This window comes from Peptoniphilus sp. HMSC062D09 (assembly GCF_001811425.1).
GTDB lineage: Bacteria > Bacillota > Clostridia > Tissierellales > Peptoniphilaceae > Peptoniphilus_A.
The window spans coordinates 1-395 of the sequence record NZ_KV804716.1 but is presented as its reverse complement, the minus strand read 5'-3'; positions in this window follow the sequence as shown (position 1 = coordinate 395).

The following is a 395-nucleotide window of genomic DNA, read 5'->3' as shown; positions in this document are numbered from 1 at the left end:
GGGATCACCCCCGCACACGCGGGGACTACTCGCAACTCTAGCTTTGGGTTATCAAGGTGGAGGGATCACCCCCGCCCACGCGGGGACTACTTAGATTAAGAAATTCAAAATATCCTAATGTTAGGATCACCCCCGCCCACGCGGGGACTACTAACCCTCCATACCCAAGATAGGTTTTATGCCAGGATCACCCCCGCCCACGCGGGGACTACGAGTTGAGTTTCCGGATGATCAACCCTACCCAAGGATCACCCCCGCACACGCGGGGACTACAAGTGTATATGACTTTGAGGGAGCTTGTAAGTAGGATCACCCCCGCACACGCGGGGACTACACGATATTCTGTTGTGTCATCTACTAAGTCATAGGATCACCCCCGCACACGCGGGGACTAC